The 13895-nt window shown below is 68.1% G+C and carries 13 protein-coding genes; 4 read left to right on the top strand and 9 right to left on the bottom strand.

Annotation, left to right across the window (positions count from 1 at the left end; all coding sequences use genetic code 11):
* Positions 1-2 precede the first annotated feature (2 nt).
* The 6 genes from BUR28_RS02420 to BUR28_RS02395 form a co-directional block, all read right to left on the bottom strand.
* Complete coding sequence (locus BUR28_RS02420; protein WP_074218669.1) at positions 3-851, bottom strand: ABC transporter permease; 849 nt, start codon at positions 849-851, stop codon at positions 3-5.
* Positions 848-1723, bottom strand: coding sequence for an ABC transporter permease (locus tag BUR28_RS02415; RefSeq protein ID WP_074218668.1), 876 nt, complete (start codon positions 1721-1723; stop codon positions 848-850). Before BUR28_RS02415 ends, BUR28_RS02420 begins: the two co-directional genes overlap by 4 nt.
* Before the next feature lie 212 nt (positions 1724-1935).
* Positions 1936-2718, bottom strand: a complete 783-nt coding sequence (locus BUR28_RS02410; protein WP_175566875.1) for an ABC transporter ATP-binding protein — start codon at positions 2716-2718, stop codon at positions 1936-1938.
* A 55-nt stretch (positions 2719-2773) separates the two neighbouring features.
* Positions 2774-4231 carry a dihydropyrimidinase gene (hydA, locus tag BUR28_RS02405; protein WP_074218666.1) on the bottom strand — a complete coding sequence of 486 codons (1458 nt, stop codon included), beginning with the start codon at positions 4229-4231 and terminating at the stop codon, positions 2774-2776.
* Between the two features lie 112 nt (positions 4232-4343).
* Entirely contained in the window at positions 4344-5375 is a 1032-nt protein-coding gene (locus BUR28_RS02400; RefSeq protein WP_074218665.1) for a glycosyltransferase family 2 protein, read from the bottom strand.
* A 112-nt stretch (positions 5376-5487) separates the two neighbouring features.
* Positions 5488-6738, bottom strand: a complete 1251-nt coding sequence (locus tag BUR28_RS02395; RefSeq protein ID WP_074218664.1) for a Zn-dependent hydrolase — start codon at positions 6736-6738, stop codon at positions 5488-5490.
* 246 nt (positions 6739-6984) lie between these two features.
* Here BUR28_RS02395 and BUR28_RS02390 point away from each other — a divergent pair, with 246 nt between their 5' ends.
* Positions 6985-7863 carry a hypothetical protein gene (locus BUR28_RS02390; RefSeq protein ID WP_074218663.1) on the top strand — a complete coding sequence of 293 codons (879 nt, stop codon included), beginning with the start codon at positions 6985-6987 and terminating at the stop codon, positions 7861-7863.
* A gap of 42 nt (positions 7864-7905) precedes the next feature.
* On the opposite strand, the gene BUR28_RS02385 is transcribed toward BUR28_RS02390, so the two are convergent.
* The gene (locus BUR28_RS02385; RefSeq protein ID WP_074218662.1) at positions 7906-9231 is read right to left on the bottom strand and encodes an omega-aminotransferase AptA; all 1326 of its coding nucleotides are present in this window, start codon (positions 9229-9231) and stop codon (positions 7906-7908) included.
* A 188-nt stretch (positions 9232-9419) separates the two neighbouring features.
* On the opposite strand from BUR28_RS02385, the gene BUR28_RS02380 reads away from it, so the two are divergent.
* Positions 9420-10046, top strand: coding sequence for a TetR family transcriptional regulator C-terminal domain-containing protein (locus BUR28_RS02380; protein ID WP_074218661.1), 627 nt, complete (start codon positions 9420-9422; stop codon positions 10044-10046).
* 97 nt (positions 10047-10143) lie between these two features.
* Positions 10144-10479, top strand: a complete 336-nt coding sequence (locus tag BUR28_RS02375) for a hypothetical protein (protein ID WP_074218660.1) — start codon at positions 10144-10146, stop codon at positions 10477-10479.
* 4 nt (positions 10480-10483) lie between these two features.
* Here BUR28_RS02375 and preA read toward each other — a convergent pair whose 3' ends face one another.
* Together preA and BUR28_RS02365 are read right to left on the bottom strand one after the other, a co-directional pair.
* Complete coding sequence (gene preA, locus BUR28_RS02370; RefSeq protein ID WP_074218659.1) at positions 10484-11788, bottom strand: NAD-dependent dihydropyrimidine dehydrogenase subunit PreA; 1305 nt, start codon at positions 11786-11788, stop codon at positions 10484-10486.
* A 3-nt stretch (positions 11789-11791) separates the two neighbouring features.
* Positions 11792-13132 (bottom strand): NAD(P)-dependent oxidoreductase, encoded by a 1341-nt coding sequence (locus BUR28_RS02365; RefSeq protein WP_074218658.1) that lies wholly within the window; start codon positions 13130-13132, stop codon positions 11792-11794.
* A gap of 268 nt (positions 13133-13400) precedes the next feature.
* Here BUR28_RS02365 and accB point away from each other — a divergent pair, with 268 nt between their 5' ends.
* A complete protein-coding gene (accB, locus tag BUR28_RS02360; protein ID WP_074218657.1) occupies positions 13401-13886 on the top strand; it encodes an acetyl-CoA carboxylase biotin carboxyl carrier protein in 486 nt (161 codons plus the stop codon).
* The last annotated feature ends 9 nt before the right edge of the window (positions 13887-13895 follow it).

The following is a 13895-nucleotide window of genomic DNA, read 5'->3' as shown; positions in this document are numbered from 1 at the left end:
TGTTATCCGCCCCGCTGCGAGGGGTGCCAGAAGGTCACCGCCCGCTCGGCCATCGCCACGAGGCCGTAGAATGCCGAGCCGGCCAGCGCCGCCACGGCAATTTCCGCCCAGACCATGTCGAGCGCCAGGCGCCCCACCTCGGTCGAGATGCGGAATCCCATTCCCTTGATCGGACTGCCGAAAAATTCGGCGACGATGGCCCCGATCAGCGCCAGCGTGGTCGCGATCTTGAGGCCGTTGAAGATGAACGGCATCGCCGCCGGAAGGCGCAGCTTCATCAGCGTCTGGCCGTAGCTCGCCGACCAGGTCTTCATCTGGTCCTTCTGCATCGCGCTTGCGGCGGCCAGCCCCTCGACGGTGTTCACCAGCACGGGGAAGAACACCATCGCGACGACCACCGCGGCCTTCGACTGCCAGTCGAAACCGAACCACATCACCAGGATCGGCGCGGTGCCGATGATCGGCAGGGCGGCGACGAAATTGCCCACCGGCAGCAGGCCGCGCTGCAGGAAGGGCGACCGGTCGATCAGGATCGCCGTCAGGATCGCCGCGCTGCAGCCCATCGCATAGCCCGACAGCGCGCCCTTGACGAAGGTCTGCACGAAATCGGTCCACAGGATGTCGGTGCTCGTGGCGATGCGTGCGCCGATCGCGCTTGGCGGCGGCAGGATCACGCCGGGCACGCCCAGCCCCCGCACCAGCCCTTCCCAGACCACCAGCACGGTGATGCCGAAGATCGCGGGCACGGCCAGCCGCACCGGCCAACTCCGGCGCCAGGGCGAGTTCGACAGCGCCACGTTCAGCGCAAGCGCCCCCGCCCAGAACAGTGCCGCGAAGACGAGCCAGCTCATCGCGCCAGCCCCATCCGCGCCAGCGTGATCCGCTGGATCAGCCCGATCAGGCCCACCAGCGCCGCGGCCAGGATCGCCGCGGCGAACAGCGCGCTCCAGATCTGCACGGTCTGGCCGTAATAGCTGCCCGCCAGCAGCCGCGCGCCAAGGCCCCGCACCGCGCCGGTGGGCAACTCGCCGACGATGGCGCCGACGAGGCTGGCGGCGATGCCGACCTTGAGCGAGGTGAACAGGTAGGGCATCGCCGCGGGCCAGCGCAGCTTCCAGAACACCTGCGCGGGGCTGGCCGAGTAGGTCGCCAGCAGGTCGAGCTGCATCCGGTCGGGGCTGCGCAAGCCCGCCACCATGCCCACCACGACCGGGAAGAACGACAGGTAGGCCGAAATGATCGCCTTGGGGATCAGCCCGGTCACGCCGACGGAGTTCAGGACCACGATGATCATCGGCGCGATGGCGAGGATCGGGATGGTCTGGCTGGCAATCGCCCAGGGCATCACGCTCATGTCCATCGCCCGGTTGTGGACGATGCCGATGGCCAGCAGGATGCCCAGCCCGGTGCCGATGGCAAAGCCCAGCAGCGTGGCCGACAACGTGATCCAGCCATGGAAGATCAGGCTGCGCTTGGAGAACGGCCGGCCGTCCAGCGCCATCGCGCCGGTCGTCTTCCACAGCTCCGCGCCCACCTGGTGGGGGGCGGGCAGCTTGGGCCGCTCCTGGGCCAGGGTGTCGGCCACGATCTGGCCGACCGTCAGTTCCTGCCCCGCCCGTTCCGCCTGGTCCAGCGTCCAGCGGCTGTTCATCAGCACCGCCGCGGCGTACCACAGCGCGACGATGGCCATGACGACCGTGAGGATGGGCAGAACGCTACGCATCGCGGCGCCCCCGCCATGAACCGAGCGCCCGGCCGCCCGCGCGTGCCGACGCGATCGACCGTCCCGCCAGCGCCCCGGCGGCCGGCCGCACGCCCCGCCGGGGCCGCGGAAGACCGGCGGGCGGCCTCCCGACCCATGCGCCACGCGCAAGACGCAAAGTCCGATGAAAGTCCGATGGAAGTCCGATGGAATTCCGATCGCGGGTCATGGGCTCAGTCGTCATAGGCATGTCCTGCGCGCAACCCTTCGCGGACCCGGTGCGCGACCTCCAGGAACTCCGGCGTGTCGCGGATATCGAGCGGGCGCTCCTTCGGCAGCGGGCTGTCGATCACGTCCGCGATCCGCCCCGGCCGCGGGCTCATCACCACGATCCTGGTGGACAGGTACACCGCCTCGGGGATCGAGTGGGTGACGAACAGGCAGGTCTTCTGCGTCCGCGCCCAGAGCGCCAGAAGCTGCTCGTTCAGGTGGTCGCGCACGATTTCATCGAGCGCGCCAAAGGGTTCATCCATAAGCAGAATATCGGCATCGAAGGCCAGCGCGCGGGCGATGGAGGCGCGCTGCTGCATGCCGCCCGAGAGCTGCCAGGGATATTTCTTGCCGAAGCCCTTGAGGTCGACAAGCTCCAGCACCCGGTCCACCCGCTTGTCCTGTTCCGCCCTCGAAAATCCCATGATTTCAAGGGGTAGCTTGATGTTCTTCGCAATCGTCCGCCACGGATACAGCCCCGCGGCCTGGAACACGTAACCGTAGCTGCGCTCCTGCCGCGCGTTGTCCGGCGTCATGCCGTTGACGCTGAGCCCGCCCCCGGTGGGATGCTCCAACGCCGCCACGCAACGCAGAAACGTCGTCTTCCCGCAGCCCGACGGCCCGATGAAACTGACGAACTCCCCCTTCATGATGTCGAGCGACACGTCGCTCAACGCATGCACGGGACCGTCATTCGTCTGGAACACCAGATCGAGGTGATCCGCCCTGATTACCGGTTGTTTCACGCCTTGCCCCTCGTGACCCGGCGCCCTGCCCGCGGGCGCCGGGATGGTCCTTGCCTCACACGCCGCTCGCCGGGATGCCCGACCGTTCCACCTTGCGCGGGGCGGTCAGTTCCTTCCACGACGACAGCGCCTTGTTGACCGGCCCGTCGGGGTCGCGCTTGACGAAGGCGCCATGCCCCTCCTGCCCGACGAAGGCGCCGTCATTCACCGCCACAAGCCCGCGCGTCAGCGTGAAGCGCGGCAGACCCTTGACCTTCTTGCCCTCGAACACGTTGTAATCGATGGCAGATTGCTGGCTGGCCGCGGTAATGGTCTTTTCCTTTTCGGGGTCCCAGACCACAAGGTCGGCATCGGCGCCCACCAGCACAGCGCCCTTTTTCGGATAGCAATTCAGGATCTTGGCGATGTTCGTTGATGTAACGGCCACGAACTCGTTCGGCGTCAACCGCCCGGTGCCCACGCCATAGGTCCAGAGCATCGGCAAACGGTCCTCCAGCCCGCCGGTGCCGTTCGGGATCTTGGTGAAATCGCCGACGCCATAGCGTTTCTGCTCGGTGGTGAAGGCGCAATGATCGGTCGCGACGACCGACAGCGACCCGCTCGCCAACCCGTTCCACAGGCTGTCCTGGTGGCGCTGGTTGCGGAAGGGCGGCGACATAACCCGGCGGGCCGCATGGTCCCAGTCGGGGTGCGCATACTCGCTGTCGTCCAGCGTCAGGTGCTGGATCAGCGGCTCGCCCCAGACCCGCTTGCCCAGCATCCGTGCGCGCCGGATCGCCTCATGCGCCTCCTCGCAGGAGACATGGACGACGTAAAGCGGCACGCCGGCCATGTCGGCGATCATGATCGCGCGGTTGGTCGCCTCGCCCTCGACCTCCGGCGGCCGCGAATAGGCATGCGCCTCGGGGCCGTTATTGCCCTCTTCCAACAACTTGCGCTGAAGTTCCGCCACCACGTCGCCGTTCTCGGCATGGACCAGCGGGATCGCGCCAAGCTCGGAACAGCGCTTGAACGAGGCATACATCTCGTCGTCGTTCACCATCAGCGCGCCCTTGTAGGCCATGAAATGTTTGAAGGTGGTGATGCCCCGGTCCTGCACGACGGTCTGCATCTCGTCGAAGACCTGCTCGCCCCACCAGGTGATCGCCATGTGATAGGAATAGTCGCAATGGGCGCGGGTGGACTTGTTGTCCCACATCTGCAGCGCATCGAGCAGCCCCTGCCCGTCCGGGTTGGGCAGCGCGAAATCGACGACCATCGTGGTCCCGCCCGAAAGTGCGGCGCGGGTGCCGGATTCGAAATCGTCGCTGGAATAGGTGCCCATGAAGGGCATCTCCAGATGCGTATGGGGGTCGATGCCCCCGGGCATGACGTAACAGCCGGTGGCGTCGAGGGTTTCGTCGCCGCTCAGGTCCGGCCCGATCTCGATGATCTTGCCGCCCTCGACCAGGACATCGGCCTTGTAGGTCAAATCGGCGGTGACGATGGTGCCGTTCTTGATGAGAGTGGTCATTCTTCGCTCCCTGTTGCGCATTCTCGGGCTTCAATTCTGCATCGCCGATGCATTCTCTTTCCGCTCCGCTTTGACGTGTTCCCTTCCACGCTCCTTTCTCGGTTGGCCGGCATCATGCCGCAAAGAGCGGCCGGCCCGCCGCGGTCATCGCCAGGAAATCCTTTTCGAAAAGCTCCTCGATACCGGGGGCGTCGAGCATCCCGGGCACCGTCAGCGTCATCTCCGGCGCGGTCTCCAGCCGCGACGCGCGCAGCAGAACCTCGCCCCCCGCGACCGCCCCCTTCGAGATATAGTCCCGCTCCCGCTGCAGCACGCCGCCGGCGAATTTGTAGTGGCGGATCAGGACGCTGGCCGGCGCGATGGTCAGCCCGGTGGTGACATGCGGATGCACCATCGGAACCACCCCGGCTGACGGCTTGAAGAACGGGTGTTTGGTCAGGCAGCACTCCTCGCCGAAGAGGGTGCGCCGCAGCCCGCCGAACAGCACCTGGACCGCGTCCGAGGTCAGCCTGTTCTGCCTGAGGTGGTAGCCCAGACGGATCGCGTCAGAATGGTAGGGCACGGCGGTGATGTCTTCGACGCTACACAGCGTATGGGTCCGGCGCACCTCCGAGAACGGCGCGTCCTGCACCGAGGAAAGCGGCGCGTCGGAGACGCATTCGAGCATCTGGCCCACCAGCCCGGTATAACCCGCCCGGTCCATGCGCCGCGCCAACTCCGGAAGGGAGAGCGTCTCGCGGCCCGGGTAGTCGAGGATCTCGTCGGAATCGAGGGCCAGCCGCCAGCCGCCGCTGAGAAAGCGCTGCATCGCGGTCCGGCGCATCATGCTTTCCCGGGTGGCGAAGTCGGCCCCGGTCGACACGACCGTGGTGTCGGGCAGCGCGGCCGCGATTTCGGCAGACCCGTCTTCGGACCCGTTATCGATGTAAAGAAAATGCCGGACGCCAAGCGCCATGTGGTAGTCGTAGAAGTCCCGAAGGTAATAGGCGACGTTCCGGCCCAGCATCACCAGCGCGACCTCGTTCTCGGCCAGCGTGACATGGTTCGGGCCGGACAGCACCCGCATCTCGCGAGCGAGCTTCCAGGTATCGAGGCGGCGCCGGCCCCTCGCGGCCAGCTTCCCGGCAAGACGGGATCGCCGCATCACGCCCCCCGCTCCATCGCCGGCACCCGGCCCCGCCCCCGCGCCGGACCCCGGCACGCGGTCGCAAGAGGCGCCGGGGGACGCCACGGTTGCCGGGGGGCGTGGGGCCTCATCACTCCACGATCCCCGCCGTTTCCACCACCGCGTGGAACAGGACGTTCGCGCCGGCGGTGGCCCATTCGGGCGAGATTTCCTCGGCCTCGTTATGGCTGAGCCCGTCGACGCAGGGGCACATCACCATCGCGGTGGGGGCCACGCGGTTGATCCAGCAGGCGTCGTGGCCCGCGCCTGAGATCAGGTCCCTGTGGGAATAGCCCAGCCGCTCGGCCGCGTCGCGGATGGCTTTCACGCAGGCCGGGTCGAATTCCACCGGGTCGAAGCCGCCGACCTTCTCGAACTCGACCTGCAAGCCCATCTCGTCACAGATCTTCTGCGCCCCCTCGCGCAGGCGCTGTTCCATGTCCTCGATCACGGCGAGGTCGGGCGAGCGGAAATCGACGGTGAAGACCGCCTTGCCGGGGATCACGTTGCGCGAGTTGGGTGAGATGTCGATATGGCCCGCCGCGCCCACCGCATCGGGCTTGTGCGACCAGGCGATCTCGTCGACCAGGTCCAGGACCCGCGCCATGCCGAGCCCTGCGTTCTTGCGCATCGGCATCGGGGTGGAGCCGGTATGGCTCTCCTTGCCGGTGATCGTGACCTGCGTCCAGCTGAGCCCCTGGCCGTGGGTGACGACGCCGATCTCCTTGCCCTCGGCCTCCAGGATCGGGCCCTGTTCGATATGCAACTCGAAGAAGGCGTGCATCTTGCGGGCGCCGACCTGCTCGTCGCCCTTCCAGCCGATCCGCTCCAACTCGTCGCCGAAGCTCTTCCCCTCGGCGTCCTGGCGCCCATAGGCCCAGCCCTGTTCATGCACGCCCGCGAAGACGCCCGAGGCCAGCATCGCGGGGGCAAAGCGCGTGCCCTCCTCGTTGGTCCAGTTCGTGACCACGATGGGGTGTTTCGTCCTGATGCCGAGGTCGTTCAGCGTGCGCACGATCTCCAGCGCGCCGAGGACGCCCAGCACCCCGTCATACTTGCCGCCCGTCGGCTGGGTATCGAGGTGCGAGCCCACATAGACCGGCAGCGCGTCGGGGTCGGTGCCCTCGCGCCGGGCGAACATCGTGCCGATCTCGTCGACGCCCATCGTGCAGCCCGCCGCTTCGCACCACCGCTGGAACAGCGCGCGGCCCTCGGCGTCGGCATCGGTCAGCGTCTGGCGGTTGTTGCCGCCCGCGACGCCGGGGCCGATCCTGGCCATTTCCATGAGGCTGTCCCAGAGCCGCTCGCCATCGATCTTCAGATTCTCGCCGGGGGCTGTCATGCGCGTCGACCTCACCTGTTACGGCCTCGTGCCGGGCCTGTTCCCGCCGGTCCGGGCCGGCGACGCGATCACTTTTGCGTCCCCCCGCAACGGTTTCAAGCGGCGCGGGCATGCAAAAGAAAAAAATGCGCGATTCGCGGCGGTAGCGGTTAGAGTTCGGTCAACCCGGGCACAGACCCGGCGCGAACCACACCTCCGAGGCGGGATCGGGCAGGCAGTCGGAACGCCAATCAGGGAGGACGAATGATGGAAGGAAAGACGATATGGATCGGCGGCGCGGTCGTCGTTGCGGCTTTCGCGCTGCTGGTCATGCAGCAGCGGAGCGGGTCGGAAGAGACCGCGCTCGAACAACGCATCGCGGGGCTGACGGAGCAGGTCGAGGGGCTTGAGGCGGAACTGGCCGCCGTTTCGGCGCGGGCCGATGCCCAGGCCGAGGCTCTGGCCGAGAGCGCGGCACTCGGCAGCCGTCTGGCGAAAACGGTCAGCGGCATCGGCACAGCGTCGGAAGGCGCCGGCACCGCGGCAAGCCCCGAGATGGCCGCAGCCGTGCCGGAGCCCGCGTTCGAGGCCGCGGCCCCCGACGCCGAGGCTGAAACCGCCGCGCCCGACGGCGGCACCGCCGTGGGCGGCACGGCGATCCTGGCCGACGGCGCGGTGCGCGCCTTCGTCTCGCGGATCGACACCGAGGGCCAGCGCGCGCGCGTCTCGGTCAACGGCACGATGCAGGACCTCGCGGTCGGCGACAGCATGACCGTTGCGGCCGACGGCCAGGACTGCGCGGTGACGCTGGACGCGGTCGGCGGCGGTCAGGCGGCGCTGAGCGCGGCCTGCGGCGCGCCCGAGGACACGGGCGAGGCGGCAACGGACAGCGCGGCCGCCCCGGCCGCCACCGGCGATGGCACGACCGTCGCGGTCGGCGAGACCGCCCTCTTCGGCGACGGCGCGGTGCGGGTCTTTCTGGCGCGGGTCGACGCCGAGGCGGGCCGCGCCCGCATTGCCCTGAACGGGCTCGAGACAACCACCATCGCCGTGGGAGACTCCGCCGATGCCGGCGGGGGCTGCGCCCTGTCGGTCAGCGGGGTCGAGGCCAACCGGGCCACCTTCGGCTACGCCTGCGGGGCCTGACGGCCGGGCGCCCGCCCCGCACCGCGGGGCGGGTCCCGCGTCTCAGTCGAGCGCCTTCAGCACGTCGCCGAGCTTGCCGAAAAGTTCGTCGATCTGCGCCTTGTCGATCATCAGCGGTGGCGACAGCGCGATGATGTCGCCGGTGGTTCGGATCAGCAGGCCCTTTTCGTAGGCGTTCAGGAACGCCGTGAAGGCGCGTTTCGTCGGCTCGCCCGCCATCGGCTCCAGTTCCACCGCGCCGATCAGCCCCATGTTGCGGATGTCGATGACGTGGGGCAGCCCCTTGAGGCTGTGCAGCGCGTCCTCCCAGTAGGGGGCGAGGCTGGCCGCGTTCTCGAACAGGCCCTCCTCGCGATAGGTCTGGAGCGTTGCGAGCCCAGCGGCGGACGCGATCGGGTTGCCGGAATAGGTGTAGCCGTGGAACAGCTCGATCAGATGCTCGGGACCCTGCATGAAGGCGTCGTGGATCGCCGGCGTGGTCAGCACCGCGCCCATCGGAATGACCCCGTTGGTCAGGCCCTTGGCGGTGGTCATCATGTCGGGCAGCACGCCGAAATGATCGGCGGCAAAGGCCGAGCCCAGCCGGCCGAAGCCGGTGATGACCTCGTCGAAGATCAGCAGGATGCCGTGCTTCGCGGTGATCTCGCGCAGCCGCTCCAGGTAGCCCTTGGGCGGCAGCAGCACGCCGGTCGAGCCCGCCATCGGTTCCACGATAACCGCGGCGATGGTCTCGGCCCCGTGCAGCGCCACGATCCGTTCCAACTCGTCCGCCAGGTGCGCGCCATGCTCGGGTTGGCCGCGGGTGAAGGCGTTTTCGGGGATATGCGTGTGCGGCAGGTGGTCGACCCCGGTCAGGAGCGAGCCGAAGACCTTGCGGTTGTTGACGATGCCGCCGACCGAGATGCCGCCGAAATTCACCCCGTGATAGCCGCGCTCACGCCCGATCAAGCGCGTCCGCTGCCCCTCGCCCCGCGCACGGTGATAGGCAATGGCGATCTTCAGCGCGGTCTCCACCGACTCGGACCCGGAATTGGTGAAGAACACGTGCTCCATCCCCTCGGGCGCCATGTCGCGCAGCGCGCTGGCCAGTTCGAACGCCTTGGGGTGGCCCATCTGGAAGGCGGGGGCGTAGTCGAGTTCGGCCGCCTGGGCCTGAATCGCTTGCGTGATCTTCGGCCGGCAATGGCCCGCGTTGCAGCACCACAGCCCGGCGGTGCCGTCCAGCACCTCGCGGCCGTCGGCGGTCTTGTAATACATTCCGCTCGCGCCCACGAACATCCGCGGCGCCTTCTTGAACTGGCGGTTCGCGGTGAACGGCATCCAGAAGGCGGAAAAATCGTTGGGGCCGGCATTGCGGTCGAGTGCCATGGGGGTTCTCCGTCAGGGGCCGCATCGCGGCGGCCAAACCGTTTGACCGGGCGGTCAGGATCACGCTAGCAGAGGCTTGGGCGCAGTCAAGAAGCCCCCCGCGCGCTGCGCCCCGGCCGGACCGACGGTTCGCCGGCACGATGTCTTGCATAGAATAAGATACGCATTCGAACGAGTCCTTGACGCAGATGAGCCCCGAGCAGGCCCGCACCCGCATCCAGCGCCGCAACCGCCGCGCGATCCTCGAGGCGGCGCTCGAGGTGTTCTCGCAGCACGGTTTCCGTGGCGCCACGCTCGACCGGATCGCGACCGAAGCGGGCCTGTCGAAGCCCAACCTGCTCTACTACTTCCCGTCTAAGGAGGCGATCCACGAGACCCTTCTCTCGGGCCTGCTGGAGACCTGGCTCGCACCTTTGAAGGCGCTCGACGCCGCGGGCGAACCTGTCCCCGAAATCCTCGGCTACGTGCGGCGCAAGCTGTTGATGAGCCGGGACTATCCCCGTGAAAGCCGGCTTTTCGCGAACGAGATCCTGCAAGGCGCGCCGCGGATCGGAGTGACGCTGGAGGGCGCGTTGAAGACGCTGGTCGACGAGAAGGCGGCGGTGATCGCGGGCTGGGCCGCGGAGGGGCGCATCGCGGAGGTCGATCCCTATCACCTCATCTTCTCGATCTGGGCCCTGACCCAGCACTATGCCGATTTCGAGGTGCAGGTGCGCGCCGTTCTAGGCCCCGGGACGCCCGACCCCTACGAAGGGGCCGAACGGCATCTCGCGACGTTGTTCGGCCGCCTCCTTGCGCCGGAGGATGCGCGTTAACCATAGCCGCCGATTTCCTTGGGTGACCACTTCCCGAAACCGCGCTCTTAACGCATAATGAATGACTGGTGGGGGCTCGTATTGGAGCTAGGGAACCATGCAGATCATCGGCCCGATCCCGGTGGTCGGATATCAGGACAGCGGCAGCCAGGCCCTCGCGCCCGCGGCCCCGGCGGCGCCCATCGCGGCGGTGTCGAACGGCGCATCGGCCGGCCAGACCCGGAGCGAGACCGGCGAACGCGGACAGACCCCGTATCGGCCGGCCTTTCCGCAGCCCGACCCGGATCGTCCGGCCGGCCCGCCGCCCGCCTTCGACACCACGCCGCTGCAGCTCGAGGCCGAGCGGCGCCAGAGCGAGGCGAACGTGCTTTGGCGCAACAGCGGCGCGCCGCCGGAAGAACCGCCGGCCCGCGCACTCGATATCGAGGTCTGAGACCTCACTCCGCGGCGCAGGCGCCCGGATTGTTGGGATGCATCGTCCAGTTCCCGTACTCCGCGGGAACCTGTTCGCCCGTGCGCGGATCGACCGCGCCGGGGGCGAGCCGTTCCATCGTGATGCAGCCCTCGACCGGGCAGACATTGACGCACAGGTTGCAGGCCACACATTCCTCGTCCTTCACCACGAATTGCCGCTCGGGCGTCATCTCGATCGCCTGGTGGCTGGTATCCTCGCACGCCGCATAGCAACGCCCGCATTTGATGCACGCCTCCTGGTCGATGCGCGCCTTGGTCACATAGTTAAGGTTCAGATATTGCCAGTCCGTTACGTTCGGCACGGCCATGCCGGTAAAGTCGGACAGGGTTGAGAATCCCTTGCGATCCATCCAGCCCGAGAGCCCCGAGATCATCTCCTGCACGATCTTGAACCCGTAGGTCATCGCCGCCGTGCAGACCTGGACGTTGCCCGCCCCCAGCGCCATGAACTCGGCCGCGTCTTTCCAGGTGGTCACACCCCCGATGCCCGAAATCGGCAGACCGCGGGTCTCCGGGTCGCGCGCGATCTCGGCCACCATGTTCAGCGCGATGGGTTTCACCGCGGGCCCGCAATACCCGCCATGGGTGCCCTTGCCGTCGATCGTGGGCTCCGGGCACATCTGGTCCAGATCGACCGCGGTGATCGAGTTGACCGTGTTGATGAGACTGACCGCGTCCGCGCCGCCCTTGTGCGCCGCGCGGCTGGCCAGGCGGATATCGGTGATGTTGGGCGTCAGCTTGACGATCACCGGCATCCGCGTGTTCGCCTTGCACCAGCGGGTGACCATCTCGATATACTCGGGCACCTGCCCGACGGCGGAGCCCATGCCGCGCTCGCTCATGCCGTGGGGGCAGCCGAAGTTCAGCTCCACCCCGTCGGCGCCGGTCTCCTCGACGCGCTTGAGGATCGCCTTCCAGGCCTCCTCGGTGCAGGGCACCATGAGCGACACGACCATCGCCCGGTCGGGGTAGTCGCGTTTCACCTGCTTGATTTCGCGCAGGTTCACCTCCAGCGGGCGGTCGGTGATCAACTCGATATTGTTGAGCCCCAGCACACGGCGATCGGCGCCGTAGACCACGCCGTAGCGCGGGCCGTTGACGTTGACCACGGGCGGGCCGTCCTCGCCCAGGGTCTTCCACACGACGCCGCCCCAGCCCGCCTCGAAAGCGCGGCGGACATTGTATTCCTTGTCGGTCGGCGGCGCCGAGGCCAGCCAGAACGGGTTGGGGGACTTGATGCCCACGAAATCGTTTCTCAGGTCGGCCATGGCTCAGCCCTCCGCCATCAGGGTTGCATGGATGTCCTCGGCGGCGTCTCGGCCCTCGGCCACCGCCGTCACGGTCAGGTCGTCGCCGCCCTGGGCGCAGTCGCCCCCGGCCCAGACACCCTTCAGGCTGGTGCGGCCCGGCCCGGTCACGGCGATCTTGCGGCCCGACAACGCCACCCCCTCGGGCGCGCCCTCAAGGCTCTGTCCGATAGCCTTGAACACCTGGTCGGCCTTCAGCCGGAAGGTCTCGTCCGAGAGTTCCAGGCCCGCCTCGATCTCGCGCGTGTAGGCGAATTCCACGGCCTCGACCGCGCCGTCGCCCAAGATCCGCACCGGCGCCGCGCCGGTGACGATGCGCACGCCCTTGGAACTGGCAAGATGCTGTTCCTCTTCCGAGGCGCCCATCGCCTCGCGTCCGCGGCGGTAGACCATGGTGACGTTTTCCGCGCCCAGGAGCTTGGACTGAACCGCGGCATCGACCGCCGTCATCCCGCCGCCGATCACCACGACGTTGCGCCCCACGGGCAGTGTCGACAGGTCCTCGGCCTGCCGGAGCTGGGCGATGAAATCGACCGCGTCGTGGACATGGGACTTGTCCTCACCCTCGGCGCGGAGCGCGTTCACGCCGCCAAGGCCGATGGCCAGGAACACCGCGTCATACTCCGCCCGCAGCCCGTCGAGGTGGATATCGCGCCCCACCGCCCTGCCGTTGTGCAACGTGATGCCGCCGATGCCCATTAGCCAGTCCACCTCGGCCTGGGCGTAGCCGTCGACGGTCTTGTAGGCGGCGATTCCGTATTCGTTGAGCCCGCCGGGCTTGGGCCGCGCGTCGAACAGGTCGATCTCGTGCCCCTTCATCGCGAGCCGGTGCGCGCAGGCCAACCCGGCCGGCCCGGCGCCAACCACGGCGACGCGCCTGCCGGTGGGGGCCGCACGGGTGAAGGGATGGGCGTTTTCACCCATCAGCGTGTCCGTCGCATAACGCTGCAGCCGGCCGATCTCGACCGGCTTGCCCTCGGCCACCTCGCGCACGCAGGCCTCCTCGCAAAGCTGTTCGGTCGGGCAGACGCGGGCGCACATCCCGCCCAGGATGTTCTGGTCGAAAATCGTGCGGGCGGCCGCGGTGGGCGTTCCGGTCGCGATCTCGCGGATGAAGAGCGGGATGTCGATCTCGGTCGGGCAAGCGGCGACGCAGGGCGCGTCATGGCAGAAATAGCAGCGGTCGGCGGCCACCGCGGCCTCGTGCCCGGTGAGGGGCGGCGCCTTGTCGGCGAAATTGTCGCGATAGGCCTCGGCCCCGAGGCGCCCGGGTACGACCCCGGGGGTGAGTGGCGTGTTGGCCATTCCGGCCCTCCCTGCTGCCTTCTCCGTTCGCAACAGCCTGCCACAACCGCAAATTTTATCAAAAGGTAAATTCCGGGGCCGCAGCCGGTACCGAATATGCGCGAGTCCCGGGCCATACCCTGCCCTCGTATTGTGCGGCGTGCCGTTTCCGCATGCGCTGGCAAAAACCGCCGCACCCGCTTTCCATGGGGTTTCGGCTCGCGTATAAGCGGCCCAATTCACGACAGGGGGCGCCCGAGGGCCCATCCGGCACCGATCGAGGACAGGCATGACCAAGACGACCCACGAGGCAGACGTCGCCTTCATCCAGGCGCTGGCGGAGATGCTGCGCGAGCACGACCTGACCGAATTGCAGGTCAAGCGGGAATACGGGGAAGACGACTCGATGGACGTGCGGGTCTCGCGCGCCACGCCGGCCCCCGTCGCCGCACCGGCGGCACCGATGCCGGCCGCCGCGCCCGCACCGCAGGCCCCTGCCCCGACAGCCGAGGCGCCGGCCGAGGACGACCCCGCCCTGCATCCCGGGGCGGTGACGTCGCCCATGGTCGGCACGGCCTACCTCCAGCCCGAGCCCGGCGCCGACCCCTTCGTCGGTGTCGGCAGCACCGTGACCGAGGGCCAGACGCTGCTGATCGTCGAGGCGATGAAGACGATGAACCACATCCCCGCCCCGCGCGCCGGAACGGTCAAGCGAATCCTCGTCGAGGACGGCGCCCCGGTCGAGTTCGGGGCGCCCCTCCTGATCATCGAATAAGGCGGGCGC

This window comes from Rhodovulum sp. ES.010, assembly GCF_900142935.1.
Lineage (GTDB): Bacteria > Pseudomonadota > Alphaproteobacteria > Rhodobacterales > Rhodobacteraceae > Rhodovulum.
Note: the sequence above shows the minus strand (reverse complement) of the source record. Positions and strands in the feature narration are given on the sequence as shown.

What these genes read in the sequence shown, in the direction of transcription:
- BUR28_RS02420 (WP_074218669.1), bottom strand. Translation starts at nt 851, where the DNA reads ATGAGCTGGCTCGTCTTCGCGGCACTGTTCTGGGCGGGGGCGCTTGCG.
- BUR28_RS02415 (WP_074218668.1), bottom strand. Translation starts at nt 1,723, where the DNA reads ATGCGTAGCGTTCTGCCCATCCTCACGGTCGTCATGGCCATCGTCGCG.
- hydA (WP_074218666.1), bottom strand. Translation starts at nt 4,231, where the DNA reads ATGACCACTCTCATCAAGAACGGCACCATCGTCACCGCCGATTTGACC.
- BUR28_RS02400 (WP_074218665.1), bottom strand. Translation starts at nt 5,375, where the DNA reads ATGCGGCGATCCCGTCTTGCCGGGAAGCTGGCCGCGAGGGGCCGGCGC.
- BUR28_RS02395 (WP_074218664.1), bottom strand. Translation starts at nt 6,738, where the DNA reads ATGACAGCCCCCGGCGAGAATCTGAAGATCGATGGCGAGCGGCTCTGG.
- BUR28_RS02390 (WP_074218663.1), top strand. Translation starts at nt 6,985, where the DNA reads ATGGAAGGAAAGACGATATGGATCGGCGGCGCGGTCGTCGTTGCGGCT.
- BUR28_RS02385 (WP_074218662.1), bottom strand. Translation starts at nt 9,231, where the DNA reads ATGGCACTCGACCGCAATGCCGGCCCCAACGATTTTTCCGCCTTCTGG.
- BUR28_RS02380 (WP_074218661.1), top strand. Translation starts at nt 9,420, where the DNA reads ATGAGCCCCGAGCAGGCCCGCACCCGCATCCAGCGCCGCAACCGCCGC.
- BUR28_RS02375 (WP_074218660.1), top strand. Translation starts at nt 10,144, where the DNA reads ATGCAGATCATCGGCCCGATCCCGGTGGTCGGATATCAGGACAGCGGC.
- preA (WP_074218659.1), bottom strand. Translation starts at nt 11,788, where the DNA reads ATGGCCGACCTGAGAAACGATTTCGTGGGCATCAAGTCCCCCAACCCG.
- BUR28_RS02365 (WP_074218658.1), bottom strand. Translation starts at nt 13,132, where the DNA reads ATGGCCAACACGCCACTCACCCCCGGGGTCGTACCCGGGCGCCTCGGG.
- accB (WP_074218657.1), top strand. Translation starts at nt 13,401, where the DNA reads ATGACCAAGACGACCCACGAGGCAGACGTCGCCTTCATCCAGGCGCTG.